This window comes from Amycolatopsis sp. NPDC104587 (genome assembly GCF_055583645.1).
Genome location: NZ_JBVJNO010000013.1, coordinates 58941 through 85438 on the forward strand (window position 1 = coordinate 58941; position 26498 = coordinate 85438).

Consider the following 26498-nt stretch of genomic DNA (forward strand, 5'->3'; position numbering starts at 1 on the left):
CTCGTCGGTGGTCATGACGGTGGTCCTCCTAGCGGCGGCAGGGCCGGGCCGGGGTCAGAGTTCGTTGTCCAGCAAGGCGAACATGTCGTCGATGGTCTCCACTTCGAGGTCGTCCCCGGCGGCCGGGCGGGTCCGCTCCTGCCAGAGCGAGACCAGCTGCCGCAGCTTCGCCTCCACCGCGGCGCCGTCGGCCGTCGAGACGTCCACAGTGGACAGCTCGGCGGCGAGCCGGTCGATCCCGGCGCCCAGGCCGGTTTCCGGCGTCTGCGCCGCGGCCGGGACCACTTCGGACTGGAGGAACTTCGCCAGTGCGTCCGGGGTCGGGTAGTCGAAGATCAGCGTCGCGGGCAGGCGCAGCCCGGTGGCCGCGTCGAGGCCGTTGCGCAGCTCGACCGCGGTCAGCGAGTCGAAGCCGAGCTCGGTGAACGCCCGGCCGGGCTCGATCGCGTCGGCCCCGGTGTGCCCGAGCGCGGCCGCGGCCTGGCCGCGGACCACGGTCAGCAGGACCATCTCGGCGTCCTGCTGCGACAGCCCGGTCAGCTTGCGCTTGAGCCCGTCGGCCTGGGCCGCCGCGGCCAGCGGGGCGGCGCGGCGGACGGATCCGCGCACCAGCCCGCGCAGCAGCGGGGGCACCGGCCCCGGCTCGGCCCGCAGGCCGGCGAGGTCGATCTTCACCGGCACGGACACCGGCTCGGCCAGCACGCTCGCCTGGTCGAACAGCTCCAGGCCTTCGGCCGGGGCGAAGCTGCCGATGCCGTCGCGGCCCATCCGGGCGCTGTCCGCGGTGTCGCCCATGCCGTCGGCCCAGAGACCGAAGGCGAGTGACGTCGCGGGCAGCCCGAGGCCCCGGCGGTGCTGGGCCAGGCCGTCGAGGAAGGTGTTGGCCGCGGCGTAGTTGGCCTGGCCCGGCGCGCCGAGCACACCGGCGGCCGAGGAGAACAGCACGAACATCGCCAGGTCACGGTCGCGGGTCAGCTCGTGCAGGTTCCAGGCTGCGTCGACCTTGGGCCGCAGCACCTTCTCGAGGCGCTCGGGGGTGAGCGCGGTGAGCAGGCCGTCGTCGAGGACGCCGGCCGCGTGGATCACGCCGGCCAGCTCCGGGGTCCGGTCGAGCACGGCGGCCAGCGCGGCGCGGTCGGCGGCGTCGCACGCCTCGATCCGCACGGTCGCGCCCAGCCCGGTGAGCTCTTCGGCCAGCTCGGCCGCGCCCGGGGCGTCCGGGCCGCGGCGGCTGGTGAGCACCAGGTCGGTGACACCGTGGCGGGTGACCAGGTGCCGGGCCAGGACCGCGCCCAGCCCGCCGGTGCCGCCGGTGACCAGCACGGTGCCTTCGGGGCGCCGCGGAATGGTCAGGACGACCTTGCCGACGTGCTTGGCCTGGCTGAGGTACCGCAGGGCCTCCGGGGCCCGGCGCAGGTCCCAGGTGCGGATGGGCAGCGGCTTGAGCGCGCCTGCTTCGAACAACACGATCAGCTCCTCCCAGATCCGCGCGATCCGGTCGTTCCCCGCTTCGATCACGTCGAACGCCCGGTAGGTCACACCGGGATGGTGCCCCTCGCCGCCGCCGTCCGGACGGACGTCGGTCTTCCCCATTTCCACGAACCGCCCACCGCGCGGTAACAGGCGCATCGAGGCGTCGATGAACTCCCCGGTGAGCGCGTTGAGCACGACGTCGACGCCGTGACCGCCGCTGGTGGCCAGGAACTTCTCCTCGAAGTCCAAGGTCCGCGACGACGCGAGGTGGCCGTCGTCCATCCCGGCTTCGCGCAGGACGTCCCACTTGCCTTCGCTCGCGGTGCCGTAGACCTCGGCGCCCAGGTGCTTCGCCAGCTGCGTCGCGGCCATGCCGACCCCGCCGGCGGCGGCGTGGACGAGCACCGACTCCCCCGCCTTCAGCGCGCCGAGGTCGGTCAGCGCGTAGTAGGCGGTGAGGAACACCAGCGGCACCGACGCGGCCTCTTCGAACGTCCAGCCGTCCGGGACCGGGGCCAGCAGCGCGCGGTCGGCGAAGGTGAGCGGGCCGAACCCGCCGTGCACCAGGCCCATCACGCGGTCGCCGACCTGCAGGTCGTCCACTTCGGACCCGACCTCGACGACCACACCCGCGGCCTCGTAGCCGATCCGGCCGGCGTCACCCGGGTACATGCCGAGCACGTTGAGCACGTCGCGGAAGTTGGCGCCGGCCGCACGGGTGGCGATCCGGACCTCCCCCGGCAGCAGCTCGCCGACAGCCTCCGGGAACGGCTCGAACGAGAACCGCTCCAAGGTGCCCTTCTCGACGCTGTCGAGGCGCCAGCCGGGCTCGTGCCACGGCGGCACGAGGTCGTTCGACGACGCCGCGGTCAGCAGCCGGGCGGCGTGGACCACCCCGTCGCGGACGGCCAGCTGCGTCTCATCGCCTTGGACGGCGAGCGCGGTCCGGACGTCCTGCTCGGCCGCGTCGAGGAGGGTCAGCCGGCCGGGGTGTTCGGACTGGGCACTGCGGACCAGGCCCCACACCGCGGCGGCGGCCGGGTCGACGGTGTCCGAAGTGGACACTGCAACGGCGTTCCGCGTGCGGACCACGAGGACGGTGTCGCTTTCCTTCGCGAGCCATTCCTGCAGCTTCGCGAGGGTCTCGGTGAGGAGGGCGTGCGTGGCCACCGGGGTGGTCTCGCCGTTCGGCACCGCGTCCAGGACTTCGTGCGGGGCCACGGTTCCGGGCTCGTTCACGACCTGGGCCCAGCCGAGCCGGAACAGCGCGTCGGACGTCTGCGGGCCGAGGTCGGTGACCTCGCGCAGCAGCAACGCGCCGACGGTCAGCACCGGGGCGCCGCCGCCGTCGGTGAGCTCCAGGCGGACGGCGTCGCCCCCGGCCTTGGCGACCCGGACGCGGGCGGCGGTGGCGCCGGCCGCGTGCAGGACGACGTCCCGCCAGAGGAACGGCAGCCGCGTGGCCGGGGCGTCCCCGGTCGGCAGCAGGCCGATGGCGTGCAGCGCGGAGTCGAGCAGCGCCGGGTGCAGGCCGAACTGCGCGGCGTCAGTGTGCGCGACGGACGGCAGTTCGAGCTCGGCGTAGACCTCGTCCCCGTTCTGCCACGCGGTCGTGAGGCCCTGGAACACCGGCCCGTACTGCAGGCCCGCCTCGGCGAGACCCGGGTACAGCTCGGTGACGTCGAGGGCTTCCGCGCCCGCGGGCGGCCACGAGTCGGCACTTTCACGTGAAAGTGCCGCCCCCTGGTGGGCACTTTCACGTGAAAGTGCCAGGTCCGGGGCGAGCAGGCCGGTGGCGTGGGCGGTCCACGGCTCCCCGGCCGGGGCGTCCGGGCGCCGGGTGTGGATCGACACCGGGCGGCGGCCGTCGTCGTCCGGGGCGCCGACCACGACCTGCACCGACAGGCCGCCGGACTCCGGCAGCACCACCGGCGCGGCGAGGGTCAGCTCGGCCAGCCGGCCACAGCCGAGCTCGGCGCCGGCCCGCACGGCCAGCTCGACCAGGGCGGCGCCCGGGACCAGGACGGTGCCGAGCACGGCGTGGTCGGCGAGCCACGGCTGGGCCGCGCGGGACAGCCGGCCGTAGGCGACCAGGCCGTCCTCCCCCGCGGTCGGGACGGTCGCGCCGAGCAGCGGGTGCCCGGCCGCGGCCAGGCCCAGCCCGGCGGCGTCGCCGGTGCCCGCGGGTGCGTCGAGCCAGAAGCGCTCGCGCTGGAAGGCGTACGTCGGCAGCGGGACCTCGCGGGCGCCGGTGCCCGCGAAGAACGCCGTCCAGTCGATGCGCGTACCGGCCGTGACGAGCTTCGCGAACGCCGTCTCGGCGGTCTGGCGCTCGTCGCGGTCCTTGCGCAGGACCGGGACGAACACCGCGTCCGGGGCGCTGTCGAGGCCCATGGCCGAAAGCACGCCGTCCGGGCCGAGCTCGGCGAACCGCGTGACACCGGCTTCGGTGAGCGCGCGGACGCCGTCGGCGAACCGGACCGGCTCCCGCACGTGCCGCACCCAGTAGCCCGGGTCGGTCAGCTCGCCGGCGTGGCGCCCGGTGAGGGTGGAGACGACCGGGATGGACGGCTCGGCGTAGTCGATCGACCGCGCGACCGCCTCGAACTCGGCCAGCATCGGCTCCATCAGCACGGAGTGGAAGGCGTGCGAGACGACCAGGGCCTTGGTGCGGCGGCCGCGTTCGGCGAGCACCGCGGCGGCGGCGTGCACCGGACCGTCCACACCGGACAGGACGACGGCGTTCGGGCCGTTGATGGCGGCCAGGCCGACCTCGGCGGAGAGGAACTCCGCGACCTCGTCTTCGCTCGCCTGGACGGCGACCATCGCGCCGCCCTCGGGCAGCGCCTCCATCAGCCGTCCGCGAGCCTCGACGAGCTTCGCGGCGTCCTCCAGGGAGAAGACCCCGGCGACGTGGGCCGCGGCGATCTCGCCGATCGAGTGTCCGGCGAGGAGGTCGGGACGGATGCCCCACGACTCGACCAGCCGGAACAGCGCGACCTCGAGGGCGAAGATCGCCGGCTGCGCGGTGCCGGTGCGGTTGATGTCCTCGCCGAGGCCCGGCAGCAATGCCCGGACCTCGTCGTAGGCCGCGGCGAAGACCGGGAACGCCTCATAGAGCCCGGTTCCCATCCCGGCCCGCTGCGAACCCTGGCCGGTGAACAGGAAGGCGAGCTTCCCGTCGACCGCGCGGCCGGTGACCACACCGGAGCCGGCGCGGCCGCCGGCGAGGGCGGCCAGCCCGGCCCGGACGTCGCCGGTGAGCACGGCGCGCCGCTCGAACGCGGTGCGCGTGGTGGCCAGCGAGTAGGCGATGTCGAGGGGGTCTTCGAACCCGACGGTGCCGAGCAGCCGCTCGGCCTGCGCCTGCAGGCCTTCTTCGGTGCGGGCGGACAGGACCCAGGGCAGCAACGCGGGCGGCTCCGGCGTCCGGGCCGGCGCGGGCTGTTCGGGGGCCTGCTCCAGCACGACGTGGGCGTTGGTGCCGCTGATGCCGAACGACGAGACCGCCGCGCGGCGCGGACGTCCGGCGTCCGGCCACGGCCGCGCCTCGGTGAGCAGGCGGACCTCGCCCTCGCTCCAGTCGACGTGCGGCGAGGGCTCGTCGACGTGCAGCGTCGCGGGCAGGACGCCGTGGCGCATGGCCTCGACCATCTTGATGATCCCGGCGACGCCGGCCGCGGCCTGCGTGTGGCCGATGTTCGACTTGACCGAGCCGAGCCAGAGCGGCTCGTCGCGGTCCTGGCCGTAGGTGGCCAGCAGCGCCTGCGCTTCGATCGGGTCACCGAGCGCGGTGCCGGTGCCGTGCGCCTCGACGATGTCCACAGTGGACGACTCCACCCCGGACGCGGCGAGAGCGCGGCGAATGACCCGCTTCTGCGACGGCCCGTTGGGGGCGGTGAGGCCGTTGGACGCGCCGTCGGAGTTCACCGCGGAACCCTTGACCACGGCGAGGATCCGGCGGCCGTTGCGCTTGGCCTCGGAAAGCCGTTCGAGGAGCAGGAATCCGGCGCCTTCGGCCCAGGCGGTGCCGTCGGCGGCGGCCGCGAAGGGCTTGCAGCGACCGTCGGCGGCGAGGCCGCGCTGGCGGGAGAACTCGATGAAGGGGTTGGGGCTGGACATGACGGTCGCGCCGCCGACCAGGGCCAGCGTGCACTCACCGGAGCGCAGCGCCTGCGCCGCCCAGTGCAGGGCGACCAGCGACGACGAGCACGCCGTGTCGACCGACACCGCCGGGCCTTCGAGGCCGAAGGTGTAGGCGACCCGGCCGGACAGGACGCTGCTCGCGCTTCCCGTGCCGAGCAGGCCTTCCATGCCGTCCGGGGTGGACGGCAGGCGGGAGGCGTAGTCGTCGTACATGACACCGGCGAACACGCCGGTGGCACTGCCCTTGAGGCTCACCGGGTCGATGCCGGCGCGTTCGAACGCCTCGTGCGCGGTCTCCAGCAGCAGGCGCTGCTGCGGGTCGACGGTGAGCGCCTCCCGCGGCGAGATGCCGAAGAACTCGGCGTCGAAGTCCGCGGCGTCGAGCAGGAAGCCGCCTTCACGGGCGTACGACGTGCCCGGGTGGTCCGGGTCGGGGTGGTAGAGCCGGTCGAGGTCCCAGCCGCGGTCGGCGGGGAACGGGGTGATGGCGTCGGTCCCGTCGGCGACCAGGCGCCACAGGTCCTCGGGCGAGCTGACGCCGCCGGGGAACCGGCAGCTCATGGCGACGATGGCGATGGGCTCGTCCGAGGCGACGACGGTCGGCGTCTCGGTCTTTTCGGTCTCGCCGACCAGCTCGGCCCGGACGTGGGTGGCCAGGTCGAGCGGGGTCGGGTGGTCGAAGACGAGGGTGGCGGGCAGCCGCAGCCCGGTCACCTCGCCGAGGCGGTTGCGCAGCTCGACGGCGGTGAGCGAGTCGAAGCCCAGCTCGGTGAAGGCGCGTCCGGCCTCGACGGAGGCGGTCCCGTGCCCGAGCACGCCGGCGACGTGCCCGCGCACCAGGTCGAGCAGGTGCGTCTGCTGGTCGGCGGGCGAGAGCCGCGCGAGGGTGGCGGCGAGTCCCGCGGCGGCTGCGGCGTTGGCGGCACCGCGGCGCTTCGGAACCCTCACGAGCCCGCGTAGCACCGACGGCGGTTCCGTGGTGCGGGCGAGGGTGCGCAGGGTCGGCAGGTCGAGCTTGACCGGCACCGGAACGGGGGTTCCCGACGCCAGGGCGGCGTCGAACAGGGCCAGGCCTTCGGTTTCGGTCAGGGCTCCGAATCCCGCTCGGGCCAGCCGGTCGAGGTCGGACTGGTTGCCCATGCCGTTGGCCCAGAGGCCGTAGGCGAGGGAGGTCGCCGGGAGGCCTTCGGCGTGACGTCGTTGGGCGAGGTCGTCGAGGAGGGCGTTGGCCGCGGCGTAGTTCGCCTGGCCGGGGCCGCCGAGGATGCCGGAGACCGAGGAGAGTAGGACGAACTGGGTGAGCGGCTTGTCCCTGGTCAGCTCGTGGAGGGTTTCGGCCGCGACGGCCTTGGGGCGGAGGACGGCTTCGAACCGCCCAGGGGTGAGCTCGGTGAGGATGCCGTCGTCGAGGACGCCGGCCGCGTGGACGACTCCGGTGAGGTCCTCGATGCCGTTGATGAGCGTGTCGAGGGCTTCGCGGTCGGCGACGTCGCAGGCCACGACCTGGGCGCCGAGTTCTTCCGCGAGTTCCCTCGCACCGGGGGCGTCGATGCCTCGGCGGCTGGTGAGGACCAGGGTGACGTTCTGGGTGGCGGTCAGGTGGCGGGCGATGGCCGCGCCGATGCCGCCGGTGCCGCCGGTGATGAGGACGGTGCCGGTGCCCCAGTTCGCCGGGTCGCCGGTGGTGGCCCGGGCGAGCCGAGGTGCTTCGGCGACACCGTTGCGGATGCGGACCTGCGGCTCACCGGTGGCGAGGGCCGCGGCAACGTCGTCGCCCTCGACCACCACGAACCGGTCCGGGTGCTCCGAAGCCGCGCTGCGAGCCAAGCCTCGGACCGCCGCACCCGCTGGAGTGTCGGCCGTGTGGATGACCATCCGCGTGTCGGCGAGCTGATCGTCGGCCAGGAACTCCTGGACCGCCGCCAGCGTCGCGGCCAATGCCTCGTGCGGCTCGCCGTCCGGTGCCGTGAACACCTGCGTGGTCACGTCACCGGGCTCTCCGGCCGGGACCTCGACCCAGGTCAGTTCGTACAGCGAGTCCGTGTCCCGCGCCCGCGGGGCCTCCGCGACCCGAACCGTGACCGTGCCGAGCGTCGCCACCGGGGCGCCCGTGGTGTCCGTGGCCAGGACCGACACCGTGTCCGTCCCGGACTGCGTGACCCGCACCCGCAGCGCAGAGGCGCCGGTCGCGTGCAACGTCACGTCACCGAACAGGAACGGCAACCGCGTCCCCTCGCCCGGCAGCAGGCCCAGCGTGTGCAGGGCCGCGTCGAGCAGGGCCGGGTGCAGGCCGAAGCCGTCGACGTCCGTGCCCTCCGGCAGCTCCACCTCGGCGAACACCGTGTCCCCGGCACGCCAAGCAGCACCGAGGCCACGGAACGGCGGCCCATAGTCCAGGCCTGCCGCGGCCATGTCCGCGTAGAGCCCGTCCAACGCAACCGGCTCGGCCGCCGGCGGCCACTTGGTGAGCCCCGAGCTTTCCCGTGAAAGCTCGGGAGTGAGGGTGCCGGTCGCGTGTTCGGTCCACTCCCCCTCCGCGGCGCGCGAGTGGATCGAGACCGGGCGCCGTCCAGCAGCGTCAGCCGCGCCGACGAGCACCTGGACGTCGACCGTTCCGCGCAGCACCAGCGGCGCCGCGAGAGTCAGCTCCTCGACACCCGCGCACCCGGCTTCGTCGCCGGCGCGGATGGCCAGCTCAAGCAGCCCGGTGCCCGGCACCAGGACCTCGCCGAACGCGGCGTGCCCGGCCAGCCACGCGTGCGTGGCCACCGAGAGCCGTCCGGTGAGGACCCAGCCCTCGCCGTCCGCGAACGGGACCGCCGCGCCGAGCAGCGGGTGCCCGGCCGTCTGGAGCCCGGCGGCGCGGACGTCGCCCGCGCCCGTTCCGGCGGCCAGCCAGTAGTGACGGCGGTCGAACACCGTCGTCGGCAGGTCGACCACCCGGGCGCCGGTGGGGCGGAAGACCGCGGCCCAGTCGACCGGGACACCGCGGGTGTGCGCGGCGGCCAGCGTTGTCAACGCCGTTGTGGCTTCGTCGCGGTCGGCGCGCAGGAACGAGGCCGCGAAGCCGTCGTCAGCGGCCAACGCCGTGAGGACCGCGGCCGGGCCGACCTCGAGGAACTTCGACACCCCGGCCTCGCGCAGCCACGAGAGACCGTCGGCGAACCGGACGGTCGCGCGGACGTGCTCGACCCAGTACTCCGGCTCGGCGACCCGGTCGGTCCGCGACCCATCCACAGTGGACACGAACGGGATCTGCGGCGCGAAGAACTCCAGCTCCCGCACGACCGCGGCGAACTCGTCGAGCATCGGCTCCATCAGCGCCGAGTGGAACGCGTGCGAGACCTCCAAGCGCTTGGTCCGCCGGCCGAGCTTCTCGAACTTCTTGGCGAGCTTGAGCGTCGGCGACGCGGCCCCGGACAGCACCACGGCGTTCGGCCCGTTGACCGCGGCCAGCGACACCTTCGGCGTCAGGTGCTCACGAACCTCCTCTTCGGACGCTTGCACGGCGACCATCGCGCCGCCCTCGGGCAGCACCTCCATCAGCCGTCCCCGCGCCTCGACGAGCTTGGCCGCGTCCTCGAGCGACAGCACCCCGGCGACGTGCGCCGCGGCGATCTCGCCGATCGAGTGCCCGGCGACGAAGTCGGGCACGATCCCCCACGACTCCGCGAGCCGGTACAGCGCGACTTCCAGGGCGAAGATCGCGGGCTGCGCGTTCCCGGTCCGGTCGAGGTCCTCGCCGATCCCCGGCAGCAGCGCCCGGACCTCGTCGTACGCGGCCGCGAACACCGGGAACGCTTCGTACAGCCCGGATCCCATGCCGCCACGCTGCGAACCCTGGCCCGTGAAGAGGACCGCCGTCCGGCCGGGCAGCAACCGTCCGGTGACGACCGCGTCACTGTCCACACCGGACACCAGGGCATCCAGCCCGGCGGCGTCGAAGACCACCGCCCGGCGGTCGTGCGCGGTGCGGGTCGTGGCCAGCGACAGGCCGACGTCGACCGGCTCACCCTCGACGTCCCGCAGCCGGGACGCCTGCTCCCGCAGGACCTCGTCACTGCGACCGGACAGCACCCACGGCACCAGGGGCGGCGGCGTCACCGAGCGCGAAACCGGCGCCACGGCAGGAGCCTGCTCCAGGATGACGTGCGCGTTGGTCCCGCTGATCCCGAACGACGACACGGCACTGCGCCGCGCCCGCCCGGTCTCCGGCCACGCCCGGCCCTCGGCCAGCAGCGTGACATCACCGGCTTCCCAGTCGACGTGCGGAGTCCGCTCCCCCAGGTGCAGCGACGGCGGGAGCACACCGTGGTGCATGGCCTGGACCATCTTGATGATCCCGGCAACACCGGCGGCGGCCTGGGTGTGCCCGAAGTTGGACTTCACCGAGCCGAGGTACAACGGCTCGGCGTCCCGCTCACGGCCATAGGTGGCCAGCAAAGCCTGCGCCTCGATCGGGTCCCCGAGCGTCGTGCCGGTCCCGTGCGCCTCGACGGCGTCCACAGTGGACGACTCGACGCCCGCGGCGGCCAGCGCCTGACGGATCACCCGCTGCTGCGACGGACCGTTGGGCGCGGTGAGGCCGTTGGACGCGCCGTCGGAGTTCACCGCGGAGCCGCGCACCACAGCCAGGATCCGGTGCCCGTTGCGCCGTGCGTCCGACATCCGCTCCAGCACGAGCATGCCCGCGCCCTCGGCCCAGCCGGTCCCGTCGGCGTCGGCCGAGAAGGACTTGCAGCGGCCGTCGGCGGCGAGGCCGCGCTGGCGGGAGAAGCCGATGAACGTCTCCGGCGTCGCCATCACCGTGACACCGCCGGCCAGCGCCAGTGAGCACTCACCGGAGCGCAGGGCCTGCATGGCCCAGTGCAGCGCGACCAGCGACGACGAGCACGCCGTGTCGACCGAGACCGCCGGGCCCTCCAGGCCGAGCGTGTAGGCGACGCGCCCGGACAGCACGCTGCCGGACGTGCCGGTGCCGAGGAAGCCTTCGACGTCGTCGGGCACGTCGCCGAGGCGGGTGCCGTAGTCGTGGTACATCACGCCGGCGAACACGCCGGTCGGGCTGCCCTTGAGCGACGCCGGGTCGGTGCCCGACCGCTCCAGGGCTTCCCACGACGTCTCCAGCAGGAGCCGCTGCTGCGGGTCCATCGCGAGGGCTTCCCGCGGGGAGATGCCGAAGAACTCCGGGTCGAACTCGCCCGCGTCGTGCAGGAAGCCGCCTTCGCGGGTGTAGGTCTTGCCAGGGCGGTCGGGGTCGGGGTCGTAGATGCCGTCGACGTCCCAGCCGCGGTCCTCGGGGAACCGCGTGACGCCGTCCCGGCCGCCGGACACCAGGTCCCACAGCTCTTCCGGCGACGTCACGCCGCCCGGGTAGCGGCAGGCCATGCCGACGATGACGATCGGGTCGTCGCTCGCGCGCGCCGGGGTGAACGTCGGCTTGACCGGCTCGTCGTCGGCGTCGAGCAGCTCGGCCAGCAGGAACGCGGCCAGGGCGAGCGGGGTCGGGTGGTCGAACGTCAGCGTCGCGGGCAGCCGCAGGCCGGTGGCGGCGCCGAGGCGGTTGCGGAACTCGACGGCGGTGAGCGAGTCGAACCCGAGGTCGCCGAACGCGCGGTCGGCCTCGACGGCGTCGGGGCTCGTGTGGCTGAGCACCATCGCGGCCTCGGTGCGGACCAGCTCGGTCAGCAGCCGCGTCTGTTCGGACGTCGGCAGCCCGGCCAGGCGCTCGCGCAACCCGCCCGCTTCGGCGACGCCGGCGGTGCGGCGGCGCGTGCGGACCAGGCCGCGCAGCACGTGCGGGACTTCGGCCGCGCGCAACGCCGGGAGGTCGAGGCGCGTCGCGACCGGGCGCGGGTCGTCACCGAGGGCCAGGAGGTCGAACAGCTCCAGCCCGGCGTCGACGGGCAGCGGCGTGAAGCCGGAACCGCCGCGGCCGTCGCCCATGCCGGTTTCCCAGAGGCCGTAGGCGATCGACGTCGCCGGGAGGCCCTCCGCGCGGCGCTGGGCGGCGAGGCCGTCGAGGAACCCGTTGGCGGCGGCGTAGTTCGCCTGCCCCGGCGCGCCGAGGGCGCCCGCGATCGAGGAGAACGTGACGAACAGCTTGAGGCCGCTGGTCAGCTCGTGCAGGTGCTGCGCCGCGACGGCCTTCGGGCCCGCGACGGCGGCCAGGCGCTCGGGCGTCATCGAGGTGAAGACGCCGTCGTCGAGGACACCGGCCGCGTGCACAACGCCGGTCAGCTCGGCCGGGACCAGCGCGAGCACGGACTGCAGCTGGTCGCGGTCGGCGACGTCGCACGCGGCGAACGTCACCTCGGCGCCGAGCTCGGTCAGCTCGCGGCGCAGGTCGTCCGCGCCGGGGGCGTCCCCGCCGCGGCGGCCGACGAGCAGCAGGTGCCGGACGCCGTGGCGCTCGACGAGCCGCCGCGCCACCTGGGCGCCGAGCCCGCCGGTGCCGCCGGTGACCAGGACGGTGCCGTCGAGCGTCCAGTCCGGGTCGCCGGTCGCGCGGGCGCGGGCCAGGCGGGGAACACGCGGGCCGTCGGCGGTGAAGGCGATCTCGGGCTCACCGGTGGCCGCGGCCGCCGCGAGGTCGCCGGTGCCGTGGACCAGGACCAGGCGATCCGGGTACTCGGCCTGGGCGCTGCGGACGAGCCCGGCGACGGCGGCGTGCGCCGGGGTGTCGCCCGGAACGTGCACCACGACCTGGCCCTCTCCGGCAAGCCGTTCCTGCAGCTCGGCAAGCACGTTCTCCGGCGACGCGGCTTCGAGGACGTCCACTTCGGACACGTCCGAAGGCAGGGCTACCGGGATCCAGTCCACAGTGAACACCGCGTCGCCGGTCGTCGAGGCCAGCGGGGCGTCGCCGACTGGGCGCAGGCTCAGGGAGGCCGCGGTCAGGACCGGCTCGCCGGTGCCGTCGGTGACGGTCAGCGAGAAGGCGTCCGGCCCGGCGGGCGCGAGCTTCGCCCGGAGCGTGCTCGCGCCGGTGGCGTGCAGCCGCAGCCCGGTCCACGAGAACGGCAGCCGGGCCGGGCCACCGGTCAGGCCGACGGCGTGCAGGACGGCGTCGAGCAACGCCGGGTGCAGGCCGAAGCCGGTGACGTCGGTGCCGTCCGGCAGCGCGACCTCGGCGAAGACGTCGTCACCGAGGCGCCACGCGGCCCGCAGACCCTGGAACGGGTCGCCGTAGCCGAGCCCGGCGTCGGCAAGAGTCGTGTAGAAGCCCTCCAGGTCGGCGGCTTCGGCTCCCGCGGGCGGCCACTGGGCGGAGCTTTCACGTGAAAGCTCCGCTTCGGGGACGAGCGAGCCGGTCGCGTGCAGGTCCCAGTCGGTGTCGGCGTCCTGGGGACGGGAGTGGATCGCGAGGGTGCGGCGGCCGGAGTCGTCGGCGTCCGAAAGGGACACTCGCAGGTGGACCGGCGTGGTGGTGAGGACGAGCGGGGCCTGCAGCGTCAGCTCTTCGACTTCACCGCAGCCTGCTTCGTCGCCGGCGCGGACGGCCAGTTCGGCGAACGCCGTGCCCGGCAGCAGGACCGTGCCGCGGATCCGGTGGCCGGCCAGCCACGGCTGCTCGTCGAGCGAGAGCCGTCCGGTCAGGACCAGCCCGCCCCGCTCGGGCAGCGCGACGGCCGCGCCGAGCAGCGGGTGGTCGAGCGCGCCGAGACCCAACGCCGTGGCGTCACCGCCGCCCGGCGGGGCCAGCAGCCAGAAGCGGCGGCGCTGGAAGGCGTAAGTCGGCAGGGACGCCGGGCGCGCGCCGCTCTCGGCGAAGAAGCGGGTCCAGTCGACCGGCGCGCCCGCGGCGTGGATCGCGCCGAGGGCGGAGACGGCCGCGCGGGCCTCCTGCTGGTCCTTGCGCAAGGCCGGGACGAACGCGGCGTCGGGGGCGCTGTCCGGGCCCATCGCGGCGAGGACGGCGTCCGGGCCCAGCTCGAGGAACGTCGTGACGCCGTCGGCGGCCATGCGCTCGACCGCGTCGGCGAACCGGACGGTCTCGCGGACATGGGTCACCCAGTAGGCCGGGTCGGTGAAGTCGGCGTCGGGCGTGACCGTGGAGACGATCGGGAGGCGCGGCTCGGCGTAGGTCAGCGACCGCGCGACGGCGTCGAACTCCGCCAGCATCGGCTCCATCAACGCCGAGTGGAACGCGTGGGACACCACGAGGTGCTTGGTGCGACGACCATCGCGGGCGAACCGCGCGGCGACCATCCGCAGTGCACTGTCCACACCGGACAGCACAACGGCGGCGGGGCCGTTGACCGCGGCGAGCGAAACCTCGTCGGAGAGAACGTCGGCGACCTCGGCCTCGGTGGCCTCGACCGCGACCATCGCGCCGCCCTCGGGCAGCGCCTCCATCAGGCGACCGCGCGCCTCGACCAGCTTTGCGGCGTCTTCCAGGGAGAACACTCCGGCGACGTGGGCCGCGGCGATCTCACCGATGGAGTGCCCGGCGAGGACGTCCGGCGTCACGCCCCAGGACTCGAAGAGCTGGTACAGCGCGACTTCGAGGGCGAAGATCGCCGGCTGGGCGGTGCCGGTGCGGTTGATGTCCTCGCCGAGGCCCGGCAGCAGCGCCCGGACCTCGGCATACGCGGCGGCGAACACCGGGAACGCCTCGGCGAGGGCGTCACCCATGCCGGCGCGCTGGGAACCCTGGCCGGTGAACAACGCGGCGAGCCGTCCGGTGACCGCGCGGCCGGTGACGACGTTGGCCGCCCGGCCGGTGTCGGCGAACGCGGCCAGCCCGGCCCGCAGCACGGCGGGGTCGGCGCCGACGACGACCGCACGCCGCTCGTGGGCGGTGCGGGCCGTCGCCAGCGACCACGCGACGTCGAGGGGTTCGGCCGTGACGTCGGCCAGCCGCGCGGCCTGGGCCCGCAGCGCCTCTTCGGACCGTCCGGAAAGGACCCACGGCAGGACCGCGGGTGCCACCCCGCCGGCAGTGACCTCTTCGGCCGGGACTTGCTCCAGCACGACGTGCGCGTTGGTGCCGCTGAAGCCGAACGACGAGACACCGGACCGGCGCGGGCGGCCGGTCTCCGGCCACGGCTCGACCGCGGTGGCGACGCGGATCGCGCCGGTCTCCCAGTCGACCTGGGCCGACGGCGCGTCGACGTGCAGGGTCGCCGGGACCACGCCGTGGCGCATGGCCTCGATCATCTTGATGACCCCGGCGACCCCCGCCGCGGCCTGTGTGTGGCCGAAGTTGGACTTCACCGAGCCGAGCCGCAGCGGCTCTTCGCGCTCCTGGCCGTAGGTCGCCAGGAGGGCCTGGGCCTCGATCGGGTCGCCGAGGCGGGTGCCGGTGCCGTGCGCCTCGACGACGTCGACGTCCGATGTGGACAGTCCGGCGTTGGCCAGCGCCTGGCGGATCACGCGCTGCTGCGCGGGCCCGTTGGGGGCGGTGAGGCCGCTGGACGCGCCGTCCTGGTTGACCGCGGATCCCTTGAGCAGCGCGAGAACCTGGTGGCCGTTGCGGCGCGCGTCGGACAGCTTCTCCAGCAGCACGAACCCGGCGCCCTCACCCCATGCGACACCGTCGGCGCCGTCGGAGAAGGCCTTGCAGCGGCCGTCGACGGCCATCGCGTTCTGCTTGCTGAAGTCGACGAACGGGTCCGGGTTGACCATGATCGTGACGCCGCCGGCCAGCGCGAGGGAGCACTCGCCGGAGCGCAGGGCCTGGCTCGCCAGGTGCATCGCGACCAGCGACGACGAGCACGCCGTGTCGACCGCGACGGCCGGGCCCTCGAAGCCGAAGGTGTAGGAGACGCGGCCGGCCATCATCGCGCCGGACGTGCCGGTGCCGAGGAACCCCTCGACCTCCTCCGGGATCTTCGTCAGGCGTGACGCGTACTCGTGGTAGATCGCACCGGTGAACACGCCGGTGTCGCTGCCGCGCAGGGCGCTCGGCGCGATGCCCGCGCGTTCGAAGGCCTCCCACGCGATCTCCAGCAGGAGCCGCTGCTGCGGGTCCATGGCCAGCGCTTCACGCGGGGAGATGCCGAAGAACTCGGGGTCGAAGTCACCCGCGGCGGGCAGAAAACCACCGGTGCGGGTGTGCGAGACGCCCTGCTTGCCCGGCGTCCGGTCGAAGAGCGCGGCCAGGTCCCAGCCGCGGTCGGCCGGGAACTCGCTGAGGCCCTCGCGGCCTTCGACGACCAGGCGCCACAGGTCTTCCGGCGTCGAGGCGCCGGGGAACCGGCAGCTGGTCGCGACGATCGCGATCGGCTCGTCGGCGGCCGCGACGCGGGCGCGGGTCCGCGGGCCGGCGGCGAGGTCGCCGAGCAGCTCGGACCGGACGTACCCGGCCAGTGCGACCGGGGTCGGGTGGTCGAAGATGACCGTCGCGGGCAGCCGCAGGCCGGTCGCGGCGCCGAGGCGGTTGCGCAGCTCGACGGCGGTGAGCGAGTCGAAACCGAGGTCCATGAAGCCGCGGCCGGGCTCGACGGTCGCCGCGGTGACGTGCCCGAGCACCAGCGCGACCTGCGTGCGGACCAGGTCCAGGAGCTCACGGTCCTGCTCGGCCTCGGTCAGCGTGGCCAGGCGCCGGGCGAGCGACGAGTCCTGGCCGCCACCGGACTTCGCGGTCCGGCGGCCGGGCTTCACGAGCGTGCCGAGCAACGGCGGCAGCGGTTCGGAAGCGGCCGCCGCGGCCAGCACCGGCAGGTCCAGTTTCACCGGGACGGCCAGCGGCGACCCGGCCGCGAGAGCCGCGTCGAAGAGAGCGAGGCCTTCGGCGACGGGCAGGGCCGGGGTGCCGCTCTGGCGCAGACGGGCCAGGTGGGCCTCGCCCATCGCCTCGCCCATGCCCGCGGCCCACGGGCCCCAGGCCAGTGACTGCCCGGCGAGGCCCTGCGCGCGGCGGTGCGCGGCGAGGGCGTCGAGGTAGGCGTTGGCGGCGGCGTAGTTGCCCTGGCCGGGCGCGCCGAGGACACCGGCGGCCGAGGAGAACGTGACGAACAGGTCGACGTCGCCGGCCAGCTCGTGCAGGTGCCGGGCCGCGTCGGCTTTCGGGCCGAAGACGTAGTCGAGACGCTCCGGGGTGAGGGCGTCGATGGTGCCGTCGTCGAGGACACCGGCGGCGTGCACCACACCGGTGAGGTCGACGTCCCGGAGCAGCGCGGCCAGGGCGTCGCGGTCGGCGACGTCGCAGGCGACGATCTCCACCTCGGCGTCCAGCTCGGCGCGCAGTTCCGCGGCGCCCGGGGCGTCCGGGCCGCGACGGCTGGTGAGCAGCAGCTTCCGGACGCCGTGGTGCTCCACCAGGTGCCGGGCGACCAGCGCGCCCAGGCCGCCGGTGCCGCCGGTGACCAGGACCGTGCGGTCGGGGTCGAGGGCGCGCGGGACGGTGAGGGCGATCTTGCCGATGTGCTTGGCCTGGCTGAGGAAGCGGAACGCCTCACGCGCCTCGCGGACGTCCCAGGACCGCACCGGCAACGGCTTCAGCGCGCCGGAGCCGAACAGCTCGATCAGCGCGTCCCACATCTGCGCGGTGCGCTCGGGACCGGCGTCGATGAGGTCGAACGCCTGGTAGCCGTCGCCCTCGCGGATGTCGGTCTTGCCCATCTCGAGGAACCGGCCGCCGGGGGCCATCGTGCGGAAGGAGGCGTCGATGAAGTCACCCGCGAGAGCGTTCAGGACGACGTTGATGCCGCTGAAGCGCTCCTCGAACTCCAGGGTGCGGCTGGACGCGATGTGGTTGTCGTCGAGGCCCGCCTCGCGGAGGATGTGCTGCTTGCCCTCGCTGGCCGTGCCGTAGACGTCGGCGCCGAGGTGCCGCGCGAGCTGCGTGGCGGCCATGCCGACCCCGCCGGCGGCCGCGTGGACGAGGATCGACTCCCCCGCCTGCAGGTCCGCGAGGTCGACCAGGGCGTAGTAGGCGGTGAGGAACACCAGGGGCGTCGTCGCGGCCTGCTCGTACGTCCAGTCCGCGGGCTTGCGGGTGATCATCGGCCGTTCGGCGACGGCGATCGGGCCCGCGCCGCCCGAGACGAGGCCCATGACCTCGTCGCCCGGGTGCAGGTCGTGGACGTCGGCGCCGACCTCGAGGACGGTTCCGGCGAACTCGCTGCCGAGCGGCCCGGCCTCGCCGGGGTACATGCCGAGGGCGTTGAGGACGTCGCGGAAGTTCAGCCCGGCCGCGCGCACGCTGACGCGGACGCCGAGCGGGCTCAGCGGCTCCTCGGGCACCTCTTCCAGGGTCAGGTGGTCGAAGGTGCCCTTGCCCGCGAGGCCGAGGCGCCAGTTCCCGGCCGGGGGCAGCAGCCGTCCGGCGGCTTCGGGCGTGACCAGGCGCGGGACGCGCAGCTCGCCTTCGCGGACGGCGACCTGCGGTTCTCCCGCGGCGAGGACGGTGTCGGTCAGCTCGTCGGCGTCGGCGAGGAGGAACCGGCCGGGGTGTTCGGACTGCGCGCTGCGCACCAGGCCCCACACCGCGGCGGCCACGGGGTCCACGTCGGACCGTCCGGTGTGGACGAGCAGCTTCGCGTCGGCGTACCGCTCGTCGGCGAGGAACGTCTTGAGGACGTCGAGGGTCTCGCCGGTCAGCGCGCGCACGTCGTCGCCGGAGGCACGGAAGACGACAACGTCGGCGACCTCCGGCCAGTCCGCGTGGCCGGGCACGTCGCCAGTGGGGGCGATCGGCTGCCAGGTCACCTCGTAGAGCCCGTCGACACTCGCCGACGGACGCAGCTGCTCGGCCGAAACCGGCCGCACGACCAGGGATCCGACGGTGGCGACCGGCGCACCGGTGCCGTCGGCGACCTGCAGCGACACGGCGTCGGTGCCGGACGGCGTCAGCTTGACGCGCAGTTCGGCGGCCCCGGAAGCGTGCAGGACGACGTCGCTCCACGCGAACGGCAGCCGCGCGGGACCGTCCCCGGAGGCGAGGGCGTGCAGGGCGGCGTCGAGCAACGCCGGGTGCAGGCCGAACCGGCCCGCCTGGTCCCGGGCGGCGTCGGGCAGCGCGACCTCGGCGTAGGTGTCCTCACCCAGGCGCCAGACCCCTCGCAGGCCCTGGAAGGTCTCGCCGTACTCAAGCCCGGCGGCCGCCAGCTCTTCGTAGCGACCATCCAGGGAGACGGCCTCCACACCCGGCGGCGGCCACTCCCCCAGGCCGGAGCTTTCACGTGAAAGCTCCGCGTTGGCGAGGGCGCCGGTGGCGTGCAGGGTCCAGTCTCCGGCGCCGTGCGGTCGCGAGTGGACGGTCAGCGGGCGGCGGCCGGACTCCTCCGGCGCGCCCGCCCACAGCTGGACCTGGACCGCGCCGGTCTCCGGGAGCACCAGCGGCGTCTGCAGGGTCAGCTCTTCGAGCGCGGACAGGCCGGTCTCGTCGGCGGCGCGGACGGCCAGCTCGACCAGGGCCGTGCCGGGCACGACAACCTGGCCGTGCACGGCGTGCTCGGCCAGCCACGGGTGGGTGCGCAGGGACAGGCTGCCGGTGAACAGGAACCCGTCGGCGTCGGCCACGGACACCGCCGCGCCGAGCAGCGGGTGCTCGATCGAGCCGAGGCCGAGCCCGGCCGCGTCACCGGTGGACGCGGTCGCGGGCAGCCAGTAGCTCGCGCGCTGGAACGGGTAGGTGGGCAGGTCGACGCGGCGGCCGCCGGTGAGCATCGCGGCCCAGCCGACCTTGCCGCCGTGGACGTGCACCGCGGCCAGCGCGGCGACGAGCGTCTCGGCCTCGGGGCGGTCGCGGCGCAGGGCGGGGACGAACAGGCCGTCCGCGCTGTCCTGGCCCGCGGCCGAAAGGACGCCGTCCGGGCCCAGTTCGAGGAAGCGGGTCACGCCGGCGTCGGCCAGCGCGCGGACGCCGTCGGCGAAGCGCACGGCCTCGCGGACGTGCCGGACCCAGTACTCCGGGTCGGTGATCTCGGCGGTGGCGGCGATGTGGCCGGTGACGTTCGAGACCAGCGCGATCTTCGGCGTCCGGTAGGTGATGCGGCGGGCGACCTCGCCGAACTCGGCGAGCATGCCGTCCATCAACGCGGAGTGGAACGCGTGCGACACCGCGAGCTGCTTGGTGCGGCGGTCGGCGAACACCGTCTGCACCTGCCGGACGGCGTCCTCGGTGCCGGAGACGACGATCGCGCGCGGGCCGTTGACGGCGGCGATGTCCGCACCCGGCACCAGCGCCGCGCGAACCTCGTCTTCGGACGCTTCGATCGCGCACATCGCGCCGCCACGCGGCAACGCGCTCATCAGACGGCCACGCGCGGCGACCAGCTCGGCCGCGTCGGCCAGGGACCAGACGCCGGCGACGTGCGCGGCGGCCAGCTCACCGACGGAGTGGCCGATCAGGAACTCCGGAACGACGCCCCACGACTCGACGAGCCGGTAGAGCGCGACTTCCAGGGCGAACAGCGCGGGCTGCGCGTTCCCGGTGTCCTGCAGCGCGTCGGCGTTGTCGCCGAAGACGATCTCGCGGACGCCGGGCAGCAATGCGCAGACCTCGTCGAAGGCCTCGGCGAAGGCCGGGTACGCGTCGTACAGCTCGCGGCCCATGCCGAGCCGCTGGGAACCCTGTCCGGTGAAGGCGACGGCGAGCTGCCCGCCGACCGCTTCGCCGCTGGTGGCGCCGTCCGCGACCGCCTTCAGTCCGGCCCGCAGTTCCTCGAGACCGGCACCGGTGACGACGGCGCGGTGGTCGAACGTCGCGCGTGTGGCGGCCAGTGACCAGCCGATGTCGACGGGGTCGCCCTCGACGTCCAGCAGCGCCCGCGCCTGGGCGCGCAACGCCGCCTCGGTGTGTCCGGAAAGGACCCACGGCACCAGGGGCACATCGGGTGCGTCCACAGTGGACTCTTCGGGAACAGGAGCCTGCTCCAGCAGGACGTGCGAGTTCGTCCCGCTGATGCCGAACGACGACACCCCGGCGCGGCGGATTTCCGCACCGGACCACTCGCGCGCGGCGGTGAGCAGCTCGACGGTGCCCGGCGACCAGTCGACCTGCATGCTCGGCGCGTCGACGTGCAGGGTCGCGGGAAGGTGCCCGTGCTGCAGCGCGAGGACCATCTTGATCACACCCGCGACCCCGGCGGCGGCCTGGGTGTGGCCGATGTTCGACTTGACCGAGCCCAGCAGCAACGGACCGCGGCCGCCACGCTCGCGGCCGTAGGTGGCCTGCAGCGCCTGGACCTCGATGGGGTCGCCGAGCGTGGTGCCGGTGCCGTGCGCCTCGACGACGTCGACGTCCTTGGCCGACAACCGCGCGTCGGCCAGCGCCTGGCGGATGACCCGCTGCTGCGAGGGGCCGTTGGGGGCGGTGAGGCCGTTGGACGCGCCGTCGGAGTTGACGGCGGTGCCGCGGACGACGGCGAGGACGTGGTGGCCGTGGCGCTGGGCGTCGGAGAGGCGCTCCAGCACGATCATGCCCGCGCCCTCACCCCACGCCGTGCCGTCGGCGCCCGCGGCGAACGCCTTGACCAGGCCGTCGCGCGCGAGACCGCGCTGGCGGGAGAACTCGATGAACGCGTCCGGGCTCGCCATCACGGTGGCGCCACCGGAAAGCGCCAGGTCGCACTCCCCGGCGCGCAGGGCGCGAACCGCAAGGTGCAGGGTGACGAGCGACGCCGAGCACGCCGTGTCGACCGTGACCGACGGGCCTTCGACACCGAGGACGTAGGAGATCCGTCCGGAAAGGACACTGCCGGAGATGCCGGTGCCGAGGTAGCCCTCGACCCCTTCGACACCCTTGGCGAGGTCACGGCCGTAGTCCTGGCCGTTGGTGCCGACGAACACGCCGGTGCGGCCGCCGGCCAGCGAAGCCGGGTTGATGCCGCCGCGTTCCAGGGCCTCCCACGACGTCTCCAGCAGCAGCCGCTGCTGCGGGTCCATCGAGACGGCCTCGCGCGGCGAGATGCCGAAGAACTCCGGGTCGAACTCGTCGGCGCCGTCGAGGAAACCGCCGCGGTCGACGTAGCTGGTGCCGAGGTGGTCCGGGTCGGGGTCGACCAGACCGCCGACGTCCCAGCCGCGTCCGTCCGGGAAGCCGGTGATGCCGTGCTCCCCCGTCCTCAGCAGCTCCCAGAACCGTTCCGGGGAACGCACGCCGCCCGGGAAGCGGCAGCCCATCCCGACGATCGCGATCGGTTCGGCCGCGCGCTCCTCGAGCGCCGCCAGCCGGCCGCGCGTGCGCTGCAGCTCGCCGGTGACTCGCGTCAGGTAGTCGCGAAGCTTGTCGTTCTCACCCACGGTGTCCCCACTCATCGGTCGTGGTCGCGTGCACCCGGCTCAAGCGCCGAGTTGCTGGTCAATGAAGGCGAAGAGCTCGTCGTCGGACGCCGGCTCGAAATCCGGGGCGCCCACCCGGTCGGCGAGCGCGCGCAGCCGGTCGCTCACGCGGGCGTGGTCCTCGCCCGCCGGGTCGAGCCGGTCGAGGGCGGCTTCGAGGCCGTCGAGCAGGCCTTCGAGGTCCGCCGGGGCCGCCGGTTCGGGCTGGGCCAGCTCCTGCCAGAGGTACCCGGCGAGGGCCGCCGGGGTCGGGTGGTCGAAGACGAGCGTGGCCGGGACGGCCAGCCCGGTAGCCGCGTCGAGCCGGTTGCGCAGCTCGACGGCGGTGAGCGAGTCGAAGCCGAGCTCGGTGAACGCGCGGTCCGGCCCGATCTTCGCCGGGTCCGGGTGGCCGAGCACCCGGGCGACGGTGTCGCGCACGAGCTGGACGAGCAGCCGCCGCTGTTCCGGCTCGATGAGCCCGGTCAGCTGCGCGCGCAGGTCGGCGACGGGCGCTTCCGGCGCCGCGGCTTCCGGGCGCGGGAGCTCGGCCAGCATCGGCGCGTTCCGGAAGCTCTCGAAGAACGCCGGCCAATCGAAGTCGGCCACGGTCACGCACGCCTCGCCCGCGGCGATCGCCGCGACGAACTCCTCGGCGCCTGCCTCGGGCGTCATCGGGCGCAGGCCCTTGCGGCTGACGTCGACGTCCTCGGCCATGCCACCCTCGGCCCACGGGCCCCAGGCGATCGACACCGCCGGGACGCCTTCACCGCGCCACTGCGCCGCGAGGGCGTCGAGTTCGGCGTTCGCGGCCGCGTAGGCGGCTTGGCCGCCGTTGCCGAGCACCCCGGCGACGGAGGAGAACAGCACCAGCGCGTCCAGGTCGCCGGTCAGCTCACGCAGGTTGTGCGCGGCGGCGACCTTCGGCCGGGCGACGGCTTCGAACCGCTCCGGCGTCGCGTCGTCGAGGAGGGCGTCGTCGAGGACACCCGCCGTGTGCACCACCACGCGCAAGTCGTCGATCGCACTGACCACTGTGGACAGTGCGGTGCGGTCGGCCGCGTCACAGGCGTGGATGCTGACACGCGCGCCTCGCGCCTCCAGCCGCTCGCGCAGCTCGGCCGCGTCGGGAGCGTCCGCACCGCGGCGGGACAGCAGCACCAGGTGCTCCGCCCCGGCCTGGACCAGTCGCTCGGCCACCACCGCGCCGAGCGCGCCGGTGCCGCCGGTGACCAGGGCCGTGCCGGAGGTCGTCCAGTCCGCGGACGCCGATGCGGCCGGGACGAACCGGCGCGCGTACACGCCGTCCTCGCGGATCTCGACCTCGTCCTCGGCGCCGCCGAGAACCGCCCGCAGCCGGGCGGCGGCCTGCTCGTCCGGCCGGGCGGGCAGGGTGACACAGCCACCCCAGCGCCGGGGCTGCTCGATCGCGGCGACGCGGCCGACCGCGGCCACGCCGGGATCGGTGGTGGCGCACCAGATCTTCGCCGGGGTGTCGCGCAGGAGGGCCGCGAGCGCGGCGCCGTCGGCCGGGAACGCGAGAACCGGGCCTTGTTCCGGCACCTCGGTCACCAGCGGAGCGCCGAGGACCTTCGCCGCGGCTTCGGCCCAGGCGTGCCCTTCGGGGGCGTACACGGTCCAGCTCGCCTCCGGCGCCGGAGCCGGTTCGACGGGTCGCCAGACGACTTCGTGACGCCGGGCCGGCGGGGTGCTCCGGTCCGCGGCGGCGAGCCAGAAGCGGTCCCGGCGGAACGGGTAGGTCGGCAGGTCGACGCGCGTCGCGCCGGTGCCGTCGAAGATCCGCGTCCAGTCCAGGCGGACACCGGCGGTGAAGAGCCGGGCCCGCGCGAGGTCGGCGCCCGTCACCTCATCCTGGTCCTTGCGTTGCAGGGGAACAAAAACCCCGTCGTCGACGCAGCCGGCGGCGAGCGCGGACAGGGAGGCGTCCGGCCCGATCTCGACGAACCGGCGGACCCCGCGCGTGTGCAACGTCCGCACGCCGTCGGCGAACCGGACGGCTTCGCGGACCTGCCGCACCCAGTAGCCGGGATCCCGGACGTCGCCGACATCGCCGGTCAGGCCCGAGACCAGCGGGATCCGCGGCTCGGCGTAGGTGACGCTCTCGGCGACGGCGCGGAAGTCCTCGAGCATGCCGTCCATCAGCGCGGAGTGGAACGCGTGGCTGACCGCGAGGCGCTTGGCGCGCCGGTCCGGGAAGCCCGCGACCACCTTTTCGACCGCGGCTTCCTCGCCGGAGAGCACCACAGACGCCGGCCCGTTGACCGCGGCGATGCCGACGCCGTCCGGCAGGTCCAGCTCGGCTTCGGTGGCCTGTAGGGCGACCATCGCGCCACCCGCGGGCTGGGCCTGCATCAGCCGGCCGCGGGCGGCGACCAGCCGGGCGGCGTCGTCGAGCGACCACACGCCGGCCAGGTGCGCCGCGGCCAGCTCGCCGATCGAGTGCCCGAGCAGGAAGTCCGGCTCGACACCCCACGAGCGGAGCAGCTCGGCCGTCGCGACCTCGAAGGCGAACAGCGCGGGCTGCGCGACCTCGGTGCGGTTGATCATCGCGGTGTCGCCGCAGGCGAGGACGTCGGCAAGCTGGTAACCCGTGTGCGCGTCGAGCCGCTCGGCGACGCGGGTAAAGGTCTCGGCGAAGACAGGGAACGCCCGTGCCAGCTCGCTGCCCATGGCGAGCCGTTGCGCGCCCTGGCCGGTGCACAGGAACGCGACCTTCCCGCTGCCGGCGCGCCCGGTGACGCCGCGGCCTTCGACGAGGGCGTCGAGGCCGGCGTGCAGCTCGTCGCGGTCGGCGCCGGTGACCACGGCCCGGAACGGCAGCGCCGCCCGGCCGGTGGCCAGGGAGTACGCGATGTCGAGCGGGTCACCTTCGGCGCGGCGGAGCCGCGCGGCCAGGTCGGGCAGCGCGGCCTCGCTGCGCGCGGACAGCACCCACGGGATCCGGGCGGGCGGCCGGCGGTCCGCGTCGGCCGGGACCCCGTCCGGGGCCTGGCGCAGCACGACGTGGGAGTTGGTGCCGCTGATGCCGAACGACGACACGGCGGCCGCGCGCGGGCGGTCCACCGCGGGCCAGGCGCGGTGCTCGGTGAGCAGCTCGACGGCGCCGGAGTCCCACGCCACGTGCGGCGACGGCTCTTCGGCGTGCAGCGTGCGCGGCAGCTCACCGCGGCGCAGCGCCTCGACCATCTTGATGATCCCGGCGACGCCGGCCGCGGCCTGCGTGTGCCCGAGGTTCGACTTCACCGAGCCGAGGTACAGCGGTGTTTCGCGGCCCTGGCCGTAGGTGGCCAGGAGCGTGTCGGCCTCGATCGGGTCGCCGAGCTTGGTGCCGGTGCCGTGCGCCTCGACGACGTCGACGTCCGAAGTGGACAGTCCGGCGCTCGCCAGCGCGGCGCGGATGACCCGCTGCTGCGACGGGCCGTTGGGGGCGGTGAGGCCGTTGGACGCGCCGTCGGAGTTGACCGCGGACCCGGCGACCACCGCCAGGACGGGGTGGCCGTTGCGGACGGCGTCGGAGAGCTTCTCCAGCAGGAGGACCCCGGCGCCTTCCCCCCAGCCGGTGCCGTCGGCGCCCGCGCCGAACGACTTGCACCGACCGTCCGGGGCGAGGCCGCGCTGGCGGGAGAACTCGACGAACGTGTCGGGCACGGCCATCACGGTCGCGCCGCCGGCGAGGGCGAGCGTGCACTCGCCGCTGCGCAGGGCCTGGGCGGCCAGGTGGACGGCGACCAGCGACGACGAGCACGCCGTGTCGACCGAGACGGCCGGGCCTTCGAAGCCGAAGCTGTAGGCGACACGGCCGGAGAGCACACTGCCGGCGGTGCCGGTGCCGAGGAACCCCTCGACGCCTTCGGGCAGCTCACCGGCGCCGGAGCCGTAGTCGTGGTACATGATCCCGGCGAACACGCCGGTGGGGCTGCCCTTCAACGCCGCGGCGTCGAGCCCGGCGCGTTCGACGGCCTCCCAGCTGACCTGCAGCAGCAGCCGCTGCTGCGGGTCCATGGCCAGGGCCTCGCGCGGCGAGATGCCGAAGAACTCGGCGTCGAACTCGGCGGCGTCGTGCAGGAAGCCGCCTTCGCGCGCGTAGGACGTGCCGGGATGGTCGGGGTCGGGGTGGAACAGCTCGGCGAGGTTCCAGCCGCGGTCGGCGGGGAACTCCGACACCGCGTCGCGGCCGCCGGCGACCAGGTCCCACAGCGCCTCGGGCGAGTCGGCGCCGCCGGGGTACCGGCAGCCCATGCCGATGATCGCGACCGGTTCCCGCGCGGCCTCGGCGAGTTCCCGGTTGCGCGCGGCCAGCCTGCTGTTCTCCTTGACCGATTCCCGCAGCGCGGCAACCAGCTCCTCGGGTGTCGCCATCAGATTCTCCGGACCGGACGAGACGGGCGAAGCTCGGGCATGCCTCGATCCTGGGCGCGTGGGCCCGGTTCCCGGCGGGCGCTTCACCACCACCCGGTAACCGGGGACCCATCCCCCGGACACGGCAACGCCCGGCCGGGAGAGCCCAGGCCGGGCGCCAAAGCCGTCGTGGGGGGGGGGGTGGGGGGGGGGGCGGGGGCCCCCCCACCAAAACCAAGAGGGGGGGAGTCGGGGGGGGGGGGAACCGCCCCCGTTCTCCGGTCGCCTCCGTCGAGGCTGCCTACCTG

General features: G+C 74.5%; 1 protein-coding gene and 1 pseudogene. Both read right to left on the reverse strand.

Going from position 1 to position 26498, the window contains the following annotated elements; translation table 11 throughout:
* Positions 1 to 54: 54 nt before the first annotated feature.
* Positions 55 to 21813: an SDR family NAD(P)-dependent oxidoreductase gene (locus ACZ61C_RS34850; RefSeq protein WP_465312145.1), complete on the reverse strand. Its 21759-nt coding sequence runs from the start codon at positions 21811 to 21813 to the stop codon at positions 55 to 57.
* Between the two features lie 39 nt (positions 21814 to 21852).
* Positions 21853 to 26211, reverse strand: a pseudogene (locus tag ACZ61C_RS34855) (type I polyketide synthase); the annotation flags it as partial.
* Between the last annotated feature and the right edge of the window lie 287 nt (positions 26212 to 26498).